Annotated in this window: 11 protein-coding genes; 7 read left to right on the forward strand and 4 right to left on the reverse strand. The window is 65.7% G+C overall.

Annotated features, from left to right (window positions below):
• The first annotated feature begins 7 nt into the window (after window positions 1–7).
• The gene (locus tag ACT3S2_RS09220; RefSeq protein ID WP_444561568.1) at window positions 8–1,048 is read left to right on the forward strand and encodes a YeiH family protein; all 1,041 of its coding nucleotides are present in this window, start codon (window positions 8–10) and stop codon (window positions 1,046–1,048) included.
• Between the two features lie 73 nt (window positions 1,049–1,121).
• Here ACT3S2_RS09220 and ACT3S2_RS09225 read toward each other — a convergent pair whose 3' ends face one another.
• On the reverse strand, window positions 1,122–2,126 hold the full coding sequence (locus ACT3S2_RS09225) for an ABC transporter substrate-binding protein (protein WP_444553595.1): 1,005 nt from the start codon (window positions 2,124–2,126) through the stop codon (window positions 1,122–1,124).
• Between the two features lie 364 nt (window positions 2,127–2,490).
• Between ACT3S2_RS09225 and ACT3S2_RS09230 the strand changes: the two genes are divergently transcribed.
• From ACT3S2_RS09230 to ACT3S2_RS09250, 5 genes are all read left to right on the forward strand, one after another.
• On the forward strand, window positions 2,491–3,126 hold the full coding sequence (locus tag ACT3S2_RS09230; protein WP_444553596.1) for a biotin transporter BioY: 636 nt from the start codon (window positions 2,491–2,493) through the stop codon (window positions 3,124–3,126).
• A 61-nt stretch (window positions 3,127–3,187) separates the two neighbouring features.
• On the forward strand, window positions 3,188–3,874 hold the full coding sequence (locus ACT3S2_RS09235) for an energy-coupling factor ABC transporter ATP-binding protein (RefSeq protein ID WP_444561569.1): 687 nt from the start codon (window positions 3,188–3,190) through the stop codon (window positions 3,872–3,874).
• Complete coding sequence (locus ACT3S2_RS09240) at window positions 3,868–4,464, forward strand: energy-coupling factor transporter transmembrane component T family protein (RefSeq protein WP_444553598.1); 597 nt, start codon at window positions 3,868–3,870, stop codon at window positions 4,462–4,464. The genes ACT3S2_RS09235 and ACT3S2_RS09240 overlap by 7 nt, the downstream gene beginning before the upstream one ends.
• Window positions 4,461–4,790, forward strand: coding sequence for a CHY zinc finger protein (locus tag ACT3S2_RS09245; protein WP_444553599.1), 330 nt, complete (start codon window positions 4,461–4,463; stop codon window positions 4,788–4,790). The genes ACT3S2_RS09240 and ACT3S2_RS09245 overlap by 4 nt, the downstream gene beginning before the upstream one ends.
• A gap of 62 nt (window positions 4,791–4,852) precedes the next feature.
• Window positions 4,853–5,551: a DJ-1/PfpI family protein gene (locus tag ACT3S2_RS09250; RefSeq protein ID WP_444553600.1), complete on the forward strand. Its 699-nt coding sequence runs from the start codon at window positions 4,853–4,855 to the stop codon at window positions 5,549–5,551.
• Window positions 5,552–5,579: 28 nt separating this feature from the next.
• Here the strand turns inward: ACT3S2_RS09250 and ACT3S2_RS09255 are convergent, their stop codons facing one another.
• Window positions 5,580–6,011, reverse strand: a complete 432-nt coding sequence (locus ACT3S2_RS09255) for a VOC family protein (protein ID WP_444553601.1) — start codon at window positions 6,009–6,011, stop codon at window positions 5,580–5,582.
• Window positions 6,012–6,102: 91 nt separating this feature from the next.
• Window positions 6,103–7,317, reverse strand: a complete 1,215-nt coding sequence (locus tag ACT3S2_RS09260) for an amidohydrolase family protein (protein ID WP_444561570.1) — start codon at window positions 7,315–7,317, stop codon at window positions 6,103–6,105.
• A gap of 326 nt (window positions 7,318–7,643) precedes the next feature.
• Here ACT3S2_RS09260 and ACT3S2_RS09265 point away from each other — a divergent pair, with 326 nt between their 5' ends.
• Window positions 7,644–8,042, forward strand: a complete 399-nt coding sequence (locus tag ACT3S2_RS09265) for a hypothetical protein (protein WP_444553603.1) — start codon at window positions 7,644–7,646, stop codon at window positions 8,040–8,042.
• A gap of 410 nt (window positions 8,043–8,452) precedes the next feature.
• Here ACT3S2_RS09265 and ACT3S2_RS09270 read toward each other — a convergent pair.
• Window positions 8,453–9,058 (reverse strand): GNAT family N-acetyltransferase (locus ACT3S2_RS09270; RefSeq protein ID WP_444553604.1); only part of this gene is annotated, 606 nt, incomplete at its 5' end.

Here is a 9,058-nt window from a genome sequence, read left to right on the forward strand (position 1 = left end):
TCAGTTCATGAGCACCGATACCGATACACGTCCAGGCGTCGCGACCCGCGGCAGCCATCTCCTGCAACACTTCGCCCCCGGCCTGCTGGTGTGCGCGGTCGCCACCGCCCTGTCCATGACGCTGAGCCACTTGTTGCCGGGGGTTAGCGCCCTGATCATCGCCATCGTGCTGGGTATCGCGACCACGAACCTGCTGCGGCTGCCCGAGCGCACCGCCCCGGGCATCAACTTCGCCGCGAAGAAGCTCCTGCGGTTGGGCATCGTCTTCCTGGGCCTGCAGCTGGTCATCGGCGACATCGTCTCCTTGGGCGCACCGATGCTGGTGGTCATCGTCTGCATCGTCGCCGGCGGGATCTTCGGCACCCTGCTGATGGGCCGGCTGATGAAGATGCGTCCGGGGCAGGTGCTGCTGATCGCCTGCGGCTTCTCCATCTGCGGCGCCGCAGCCGTCGCCGGGGTCGAAGGGGTCGCGGACTCCGAGGAAGAGGATGTCGTGACCGCCGTCGCCCTGGTGGTCATCTTCGGCACGCTGATGATCCCGCTGGTCCCCCTGCTCGGGCAGATCCTCGGGCTCAGCCCGGAAATCAACGGACTCTGGGCCGGCGGTTCCATCCACGAGATCGCCCAGGTCGTCGCCGCCGGCGGCATCATCGGCGGTGGTGCGCTCGCCGTGGCCGTCATCGTCAAGCTCGCCCGGGTCCTGCTGCTGGCCCCCGTCGTCGCCGTGTTGAGCATCCGCCAGCGCCGCAACGGCAATATCGCTGCTGCCGACGGCAAGCGCCCGCCCATCGTCCCGCTGTTCATCATCGGCTTCCTGGCCATGATCGCGTTGCGCTCCACCGTCGACCTGCCCGGCGGGGTGCTCGAAGCCGGCAAGTTCGCCCAGACCGCTTTGCTGTCCGCGGCGATGTTCGGTCTCGGCTGCGGGGTGAAGGTCCGCAACCTGGTGCAGGTGGGCATCCGCCCCTTCATCCTGGCGGCGGCGTCGACCGTCCTGGTCTCCTGCATCGCCCTCGGCGGGATCATGCTCGTCCACCTCGGCAGCTGAGTCCGCCGAACCCTCCCGCGGTGTCCGTTGGCCTGACCAACGGACACCGCGGGATCAGTGATTCGGCCAGGGTCTACTTCTCGTAGACCTCCGCGGCCTCATCGAGCATTTCTTGTGGAATCTCCACTCCAGCCTTCTCCGCCGCGGCCGTGTTCACGTACAGATCAACGTCCTCGAGGGTCTCCACGGGCATTTCGGCCGGGTCATCGCCGTCCTGGAGGATCCTCACGGCCATCTCGGCGGTCTGCACACCGAGCTTCTCGTAGTCGATGCCGTAGGCGACGGTGGCTCCTCGCTTGACCGAAGCACCATCGGCAGTGACCACGGGGACCTTCTTGGACTGGGCTGCTTGCAGCAAGCCCTCCAACGCCGAAACCACGGCATTGTCGTTGGGCACATAAAACGCATCGACATCGAGCGAAGCGGCGGCCTGTTGGACCTCGGAAGAGGCGGAAATGGAGGATTCCTTCACCTTGAGGTCGAGTTCGGCAGCGGCCTCCTTCACCCATTCCACCTGGATCGTCGAGTTGACCTCACCGGAGGAATAGACGATCCCCACCGTTTCGGCTTCCGGGTCCAGCTTCTTGAGGAGTTCGAGTTGTTCCTTGATGGGGCCCCTGTTCGAGGTACCTGTGACGTTGGCGCCCGGGGCTTCGTTGCTCGACACAAGTTTGGCTTCCTCAGCATCGGTGACCGCTGAGAAGAGTATCGGAACATCATTGATGGCCTGGGCAGCAGCCTGCGCCGTGGGCGTCGCGACAGCCAGCACCAGGTCCAAATCGTCACCGGCGAACTGGTTCATGATCGCGGTATTGGTGGACTGGTCCCCTTGTGGGTTCTGGAAGTCGTAGCTGACCTTGTCCCCCGTATAGCCGGCGTCTTCCATGCCCTTCTTGAAGCCCTTGACGACGGCATCCAACGACGGATGCGATTGGATCTGGGACATGCCGATCTTCACGGGCTCAATCTCACCGTCGGCTCCCCCGGCGCCCTCATCACCTGTCGATCCGCAAGCGGTAGCGAGCAGGGCGGTGGCCATCAGACCTGCGGCGAGCTTGCCGGCGCGATGGATTCTCATACTGTGTTCCTCTCCCGGGTCACGAGTCGATGACTGGTCAACATCGGCCTGACGCCGCTCAGGGCCAGTCATCCGCTGCAGGTCATTCGACATCTTCTTGACTCTTTGGCGACTCAAGATCACCTGACCCTACCTGTGAACCAGCTCACAGCACCTATGTGACTTCTGCACTCATGGACGCCACCCCGCGTTCTGTCATCCACTGAAGACGAAGCATGCCCCAAGCCACCACCAGTGACGGAAGTGTCCGCGGGAAAGGCTGGCCCGGGTTGTTTGATGGCCGGCAACGACGCTAAGCTGAACGGCGTTCAAATGAACGTCGTTCAAGTTTGTGGGGCCGGGTCTCCGGCCCGAGAGGGAGCCCATGAAACCCCGTCGTCTCGAGGCCACCGATCTGGCCCGTATCGCCGTCTTCACCGCCATCGTCGCCGTGTTGGGCCTGCCGGGCGGACTCTCCGTCTTCGGCTCCGTCCCGATCACCGCCCAGACCCTGGGGGTGATGCTCGCCGGGGCCGTCCTGGGCCCCTGGCGCGGAGCCCTGTCAATGGTGGTCCTGCTCATCCTGGTGGCCATCGGGCTGCCATTGCTCTCGGGGGGCCGCGGCGGGCTGGGGGTCTTCGTGGGACCCTCCGCCGGGTACCTATTGGGTTGGGTCGTCGGGGCCTTCGTGATCGGGCTGATCGTCCATGGCGGGCCACGGCTGACCCGGTGGCGCACGATCCTCGGGGTGCTCGTGGGCGGCATCGTGGTCATCTATGCCTTCGGAATCCCCATCCAGTCGCTGGTCACCCGTCTGCCCCTGGGCCCGACGGCGCTGCAAAGTCTCGTCTTCCTGCCGGGAGACCTCCTGAAGGCGGCCATCGCCGCAGCCATCACCATGACCTTGGCCCGGGCCTACCCACGGGCCTTCCGCCGGCAGGAGGCCGGTAGCCAGATCCCCGTCACCGCCTCCGCCCAGGTTACTTCGGACGGCGAGCGCCCCGCCGAGAGCATCCGGTGACGTTCCGGCCGCCGATCGCCGCCATCGCCCCTGCAGCGGTGGTGCTTTTCGAGGTCTGGCGATGAATTCCATCTCGTTGGACCAGGTGGGCGTGCGCCTGGGCGAAACGACTGCGCTTGAAGGAATCTCGTTGAATTTGGGGGCCCGCAGGATCGCCATCATCGGGGAGAACGGTTCGGGTAAATCGACCCTCGCCCGGGTCATCGGTGGGCTGGTGGCCCCGTCCTCGGGGTCCCTGCGCGTCCACGGTGTGGACCCGGTGAGGCAGAAACGTGAGTTGCGGCGGCTGGTGGCCTTTGTCTTCAGCAACCCCGATGCCCAGATCATCATGCCTACCGTCGGTGAGGATGTGGCGTTTTCGCTGCGTTCCGAGAAGCTTTCCCAGCCGGAAGAAGAGGCGCGGGTGAGCGGGGCACTCGCCGCATTTGGTCTATCCGAGTTGGCTGGACGTTCCGCCCATGAACTCTCCGGCGGCCAGAAACAGCTCCTGGCCCTGTGTGGGGCCTTCGTGCGACGCCCCGATCTGGTCATTGCCGATGAGCCCACGGCACTGCTGGATACCCGTAACTCCCGCACGGTGGCGGATCACTTGTTCCTCGGCGGTGACCACCAACTGGTGCTGGTCACCCATGATCCACGATTGGCCCTGCGCTGCGATACGGCCGTCCTGGTGGGCTCGGGCCGGATCCATGCCGTCGGGGATCCCGTCGAGGTGCTGGCCACCTATGAACGGTCCCTGGCATGCTGAGCCTCTACCGTCCGGGCCACGGCCTGCTGCACCGCCTGCCCACCGGACGCAAGGCCCTGTTGCTGATGCTGGTGGTGCTGGGATTGTCCTTCCTGCCGTCGACGTACTGGGCCGCCGGGCTGGCCTGGGTCGTGGCCGTACTCGGCTACCTCCTCGGAGGTCTGGGACTGTCCGAACTCTGGCGCCAACTGATCGCCGTGCGCTGGCTGATCGGCATCACGCTGCTCGCCCAGCTGATCTTCATGCCCCTTGAGGCAGCGGCCGCCAATTCCTCTCGCGTCGTCGCCGCCATCCTCCTGGCGGGGTTGCTGGTGCTGACCACCCGGCTGACCGACCTGTTGGCCGCCGTCGAACGGGGCCTGGCCCCGTTGGCCCGGCTGGGGATCGACCCCGAACGGATGGCCCTGCTGCTGGCAGTGACGATCACGACGGTCCCGGTATTGGCCCGTCTGGGCGCCGGGGTGCGCGAGGCCCAACGGGCCCGTGGCGCCCGCGGCGGCCTGGCCACCTTCGTGGTCCCGTTCCTGGTGGTCTCGCTCAAGCATGCCGATGAACTCGGCGAGGCGCTCTCGGCCCGGGGTGTGCAATGACCCGGCCCCGGGTTCTCGGCCACGTCATCGACGCACAAACCCGCTGCACGCACTACTCAACCGTCCTGGATGTGATCGCCATCCGGTTCTACTGCTGCGGGGAGTACTACCCGTGCCGCCTCTGCCATGACCAGGTCCCCGCCCAACACAAGGCACGGCGTTGGCCGGTCGCCGAACACGACGCGCGGGCCGTGATGTGTGGGGTGTGTGATCACCAACTGGGCATCATCGAGTACCTGGCCCGGGCCGACTGCCCCTGCTGCGGCGCACGGTTCAACCCGGGCTGCAAGCTCCACTCCGACCTCTACTTCGTTCCTGCGCCCTGAGTTTCCGCTGCCGGAGGGCCACTGCCCTCGAATTACCGGCCGGCGGATGGCATCATCGGGACATGGATCGCCCCTTCAGAATCATCTGCCTGCTGTTCCCCCGGGTCACCCAACTTGATCTCACGGGTCCCGTCCAGGTGTTCTCACTCGCTCCGGACGTCGCCATCGATCTGGTCTGGCGCGACATGGAACCAGTACCCACCGATTCGGGGTTCTCCATCCTGCCCACCAGGACCTTTGCCGACGCCCCGCCGGCGGATCTGTTGATGGTCCCGGGTGGGAACGGGGCCTTCGACCTGATGGACGACGAAGCGGCCCTGGCCTTCATCCGCGACCAGGCACGGTACGCCCGCTACGTGAGCAGCGTCTGCACGGGTGCCTTCGTCCTGGGGGCCGCCGGTCTCCTGGTCGGTAAACGAGCCACCACGCATTGGGCCTCCCGGCCGTTGCTTGAACTTTTCGGTGCCATCCCCCGGGAGGGACGGGTGGTCTGGGACGGAGCACTGGTCACCGGAGGAGGGGTGACCAGCGGCATCGACTTCGGGCTGGAGATCATCGCCACGCTATGGGACGAGGCAACGGCCAGACGGGCCCAACTGATGATCGAGTACGACCCCCATCCACCCTTCGATGCCGGGGCGCCCGGGCGGCCGGGCACGGATCCGGCGGTCGTCGACCAGATCATGGAAAGCAATCAGCGCATCCGGGGGCCGTTGGTCGACGCTGCGGCCGCGCGGCTTCGGGGGCACGACGCCGGCTGATCCCACCGGCCAGACTCCGGTCCCCTGCTCATCGGCCCCGACTCGACATCTGTTGGATCGCCCACCCGTTCCCGTCCGGGTCCGAGAGGAAGATCATTGCGACGTTATCGAGGGGATCTGCGGCCTCCTCTGGGTTCTCCGCCAGGACCTGCACTCCGCTGGTTTCGACCTGGCGTTCCGTGAGGATCCGGTGCGCTCGTTCGATATCGGAGACCACCAGTTGCAGACCCTTCACCGAGCCGGGCGGCATCTCGGGGACCACTCCACCGGTACCGAGCACAATCGAGCAGCCCGACCCCGGAGGCGTCAGTTGAATCACGCGCCGGCCTTCGCCCAGGTCGTAGTCGTGGTCCAGGTGGAACCCGAATTGGTCGCGGTAGAATGCCAAGGACCTGTCGAGGTCGGAAACCGGAAGCACCACCACCTCGAGGGTCCAGTCCATCTCGTTTTGGCTCTCCATGGCCAGAACCTACCAATGCGGTTGCCTCCTGCCAAGGGATGGCCCTCCCCTGTTCCGACGCTCGCAGGCGGAGCAACCGGAGCCGACGACCTCACCGGGAAGCGCCAGGGGGCCCGGAAACGGAGAGCTCCCCGGACCCGTGGAGCACCCGGCCGTCCTTGACGACTGCGGCAATATCGCGGAGGTGCCGCGGTTCGATGTCACCACTCCTCGTCTCCAGCAGGGTGAGGTCTGCAGCCATTCCGGGTTCCACGGTCCCCAGACTCGTGTCTCCGAATGCTGCGGCTGGTTCCGTGGTCAAGGAGGCAAGGATCTCCGGTGCGCCCAAGCCGCAGCGATGCAAAGCCTCGAACTCTCCGGCAGTGTCGTACTCGTCCATGTAGCCGACATCGGTGCCAAACAGGATTCGTCCTCCGGACTCCCAGAAAGTCCTCAAGGCCTGGTCAATGGGATCCGTGTAGGTCGGGGACTTCGTGACGGTGTGGGCGAACATGTGAAGGGTGGGGACCAGCCGCTTGCCCTGGGCGGCACAAGCCAGCAACAACGATTCGGTGCCCTCGGTTTCATCGGGGACGTGGGCGATGACGTCCACCCCGGCGTCCAGCGCCACCTTCAGCCCTTCCCGGTTGGAGGGGTGGGCAAACACCAGAACCCCTTGCTGATGTGCTTCCCCTACCGCGGCGTCCGCCACCTTGGATGTCATGGTCTTGATCCGGTCGGGTTCGACATAGGAACCGGTGAACAGCTTGATGACATGAGCTCCACGGCGAAGCCCCCGCCGGGCCGCTCGGCGAGCCCCGGCGGGGGTCCGTGGAGCCGGCAAGGCCCATCGCAAGAACCACGACACCGATTCCCTGGTATAGAACGGGACCCCGCGGGCAGGATGGATCGGTTCCGTCGCGGTATGAATGGTGGGACCGGTCAGTTCCCCTGCCTCGATACGAGCGATCAGCGGCAGCGTGTTTCGCGAATTGGACCCCAGATCGACCACGCTGGTGAATCCCCGGCTGACCAGCATGTCATCGAGTGCCCGTTGCAATGCCCCCGTCTCACTCCGTCTCGCTCGGGACCAGACGCCGTCGATGAAATGTACGTGGCAGTTCCAGAAACCCGCAGCAAGCACCCGCCCATCGGCGTCAAGAACCGGCCCCTCGACCGGCTCGGGATTCTCTGCTCTCGGCCGCACCGCATGGATCCGCCCGGAACGCTCCACGACGTCGCAGCCCTGGATCATAGCCGCCCCGGGATGCGCCCCCACCGTGACGTTCGTGATGAGCAGGTCAGCGCCCGCCGTGCCTCGTGCCATCCCAACCATCCCTCTCGTCCCCCTCGGACTTTCCGGACTCGTCATCGGTCAAGACAGCCCCGGGAACGCCAGGGGTCTTCGATCCGACGCCGCTCCCCCGACCTCGCCCACCCCACACGCTATAAGCCCTCCGGACTATTCCACATTCCAGCGCAGGCATGGGGCTTCCGCCCACGCATTCCCCCGACATTCCCGGTGGTTAGGGGGACGGGCCGCCGGATTGGAAGGTGTTGCCTGTGGCCCCTACGGTAAGGGGTCAATGGACGGCGCCGGGCAGTCATCCAAGACCCCCGCATGCGCAGGCCTCAGGTGAAAAGGAGAAGATCATGGGGATCAGGAAGAAACCGGTCTGGGTACTGGTGGTCGTTGCTGTGCTGTTGTTGGCATTGGGCGGTGTCGGAGGATTCCTGGCCCGTGGAAACAGTGCAACGCCAGACCCCACTGGCGAATCCTGGCGGCTCGATTATGCCTGCCCGATGGCCGAGCACCTCGAAAAGACGAAAGGCTCGGTTGAGGATTGGGAGGGGCCGGGTCTTGTGGATCCGGACCTTGATCGCGTCGCCGTCGTCGGGGCTGCCGTCGGCGGAATGACCGGAGGAGCCTCCACCGGGAACGAGGACCTGAAGCCCGTGGGTGCCAACCTCGTCAGGGGTATTTCCACGCTGCAACACGAGAAGATCGTGGAGGGACTCGACCAAGTGACGTCGTTATGCGCCAAGCGGTAATGATTTCTCGTGCCCGCGGCGAGGAGTCCCCTCGAACATGCGGGGAACTCGAGGGGCAGGGGCCGCGAACCTGACTGCCCCGGCGCACGGATACCCATCCCGGCTTACGTTCGAAAAGGTCGGGTTCCCGGGGCTCGACAGGCCCGCGAGCTGCTGGAAGAGTCGCGGGCGTGGAGATATTCAGTGCAACCGTCTGACTACCAGTCAGCGACCTGTCGGGCGCCGTGCAGTGGTATCAGCGGGTTTTCGAGCTCCAGGAGCCGGATCTTGAACCCGCGGATGGTGTCGTGGAGTTCAGGGTCGGACCTGTCCGGCTACAGCTTGGTGAGGAAACCACCACGCGCTCCGGGGCCGAGGTGGTGACACGCGTCGGCGTCGACAGCGCGGGCCGCGAACATGACCGGCTGGCATCATCGGGCGTGGACGTGGGGGTGCTGGAACACGCCGCGGTATCTCACCTCGGTGATCCCGGAGTCTCCCAGGGACGGTGTTTTCGACGCACCATCGGCCACCAACCCGGCCCGTTCGTAGAACCTGCGCCCCCGGTCATTGGCCTCGAGAACCCACAGGGTCACGCTGTCGTGCCCGGAGGCCCCCAGTTGATCGAGAGCGGTTGACCACAGCCGCCAGCCGATCCCCTGTCCTACATATTCGGGCAGCAGATAGATCGAGGTGACCTCCCCCGTGGTTGCCGAGGCGTCCACGTCACGGCTCGTCCCGGCATGGACCAGGCCCACGGCCTCGCTTCCCCAAAAGGCCAGATACGGTGCGGGGATGGCTTCATCGTCGAGCAGCCTCTGCCAGGCCAGCGCGCGCCGGTGAACGCTCAGCGAATCCAGATATCCATCCGGCAGCAGACCCCGGTAGGCCCACCGCCAGGCCCTGACATGCACCGTGGCCAACTGCTGGACGTCACCGGCCGAGACCGCCGGTCCGATCCTCAGGGTGGGCATCTGCCCAGCCTTGCACATCCCTCGGTCACCGCGTTCTCCCAGCACCCGTCGATGGGGCCCTGC

The sequence above is a fragment of the Arthrobacter sp. AOP36-A1-22 genome (genome assembly GCF_052377615.1).
Taxonomy (GTDB): Bacteria; Actinomycetota; Actinomycetes; order Actinomycetales; family Micrococcaceae; genus Arthrobacter_H.

Bases quoted from the DNA above. Each gene is read 5' to 3' on its own strand.
- ACT3S2_RS09250 (WP_444553600.1), top strand. From the start codon at position 4,853: ATGGATCGCCCCTTCAGAATCATCTGCCTGCTGTTCCCCCGGGTCACC.
- ACT3S2_RS09265 (WP_444553603.1), top strand. From the start codon at position 7,644: ATGGGGATCAGGAAGAAACCGGTCTGGGTACTGGTGGTCGTTGCTGTG.
- ACT3S2_RS09240 (WP_444553598.1), top strand. From the start codon at position 3,868: ATGCTGAGCCTCTACCGTCCGGGCCACGGCCTGCTGCACCGCCTGCCC.
- ACT3S2_RS09225 (WP_444553595.1), bottom strand. From the start codon at position 2,126: ATGAGAATCCATCGCGCCGGCAAGCTCGCCGCAGGTCTGATGGCCACC.
- ACT3S2_RS09230 (WP_444553596.1), top strand. From the start codon at position 2,491: ATGAAACCCCGTCGTCTCGAGGCCACCGATCTGGCCCGTATCGCCGTC.
- ACT3S2_RS09260 (WP_444561570.1), bottom strand. From the start codon at position 7,317: ATGGCACGAGGCACGGCGGGCGCTGACCTGCTCATCACGAACGTCACG.
- ACT3S2_RS09220 (WP_444561568.1), top strand. From the start codon at position 8: ATGAGCACCGATACCGATACACGTCCAGGCGTCGCGACCCGCGGCAGC.
- ACT3S2_RS09245 (WP_444553599.1), top strand. From the start codon at position 4,461: ATGACCCGGCCCCGGGTTCTCGGCCACGTCATCGACGCACAAACCCGC.
- ACT3S2_RS09235 (WP_444561569.1), top strand. From the start codon at position 3,188: ATGAATTCCATCTCGTTGGACCAGGTGGGCGTGCGCCTGGGCGAAACG.
- ACT3S2_RS09255 (WP_444553601.1), bottom strand. From the start codon at position 6,011: ATGGAGAGCCAAAACGAGATGGACTGGACCCTCGAGGTGGTGGTGCTT.